This is a genomic window from Pantoea sp. ANP04 (assembly GCF_041982285.1).
In the GTDB taxonomy this organism is placed as follows: Bacteria; Pseudomonadota; Gammaproteobacteria; order Enterobacterales; family Enterobacteriaceae; genus Pantoea; species Pantoea eucalypti.
The window spans coordinates 1-694 of the sequence record NZ_JAUTYS010000061.1; the positions used below are offsets into that span (position 1 = coordinate 1).

Here is a 694-nt window from a genome sequence, read left to right on the forward strand (position 1 = left end):
CTGCGCTCCGGCATCAACACGGTGCCCGTCGGGCAGGCCGAGGCGGCGCGGGCCATCGGCCTCAGCTTCAGCCAGGTGCTGTCCCTGGTGGTACTGCCCCAGGCGTTCCGCTCCTCGGTGACGCCCCTGGCTAACGTGCTGATCGCGCTCACCAAGAACACCACGGTGGCCGCCGCGATCGGTGTCGCCGAGGCGGCGCTGCTGATGAAGGAGATGATCGAGAACGAGGCCCAGCTGCTGCTGATCTCCGCGATCATCGCGTTCGGTTTCGTGATCCTGACGCTGCCGACCGGTCTGATCCTGGGCTGGGTGGGCAAGAAGGTGGCGGTTAAGCGATGAGCTCCGTTCTCTACGACGCACAGGGGCCCCGCGCCAAGCGGCGCAACGTCGTCCTCACCGCGGTCTTCGTGGTCGCCCTCGCCGCCGTCCTGTGGTGGGTCTACACGACCCTCCAGGACAAGGGCCAGCTGGAGTGGGCGAAGTGGGAGATGTTCTTCACGGGCACCGAGGCCTGGTCGACGTACATCTGGCCGGGCCTGGAGAACACCCTGAAGGCGGCCGTCCTCTCGGTGATCATCGCGCTGCCGCTCGGTGCGGTGTTCGGCAACGCCCGGCTGTCGGATCACGCCTGGGTGCGCGTCCCGGCCGGCCGCGTGGTCGAGTTCTTCCGGGCCCTCCCCGGCCTGGTCCTGAT

The 694-nt window shown here is 68.3% G+C and carries 1 protein-coding gene and 1 pseudogene; both read left to right on the plus strand.

The annotated features are described in order from the left end of the window. Positions 1 to 339: ABC transporter permease subunit (locus Q7C21_RS22320; RefSeq protein ID WP_375151133.1), on the plus strand; the 339-nt coding region annotated here is incomplete at its 5' end. After that, a pseudogene (locus Q7C21_RS22325) lies at positions 336 to 694 on the plus strand (amino acid ABC transporter permease); the annotation flags it as partial. The gene Q7C21_RS22320 and the pseudogene Q7C21_RS22325, both read left to right, overlap by 4 nt.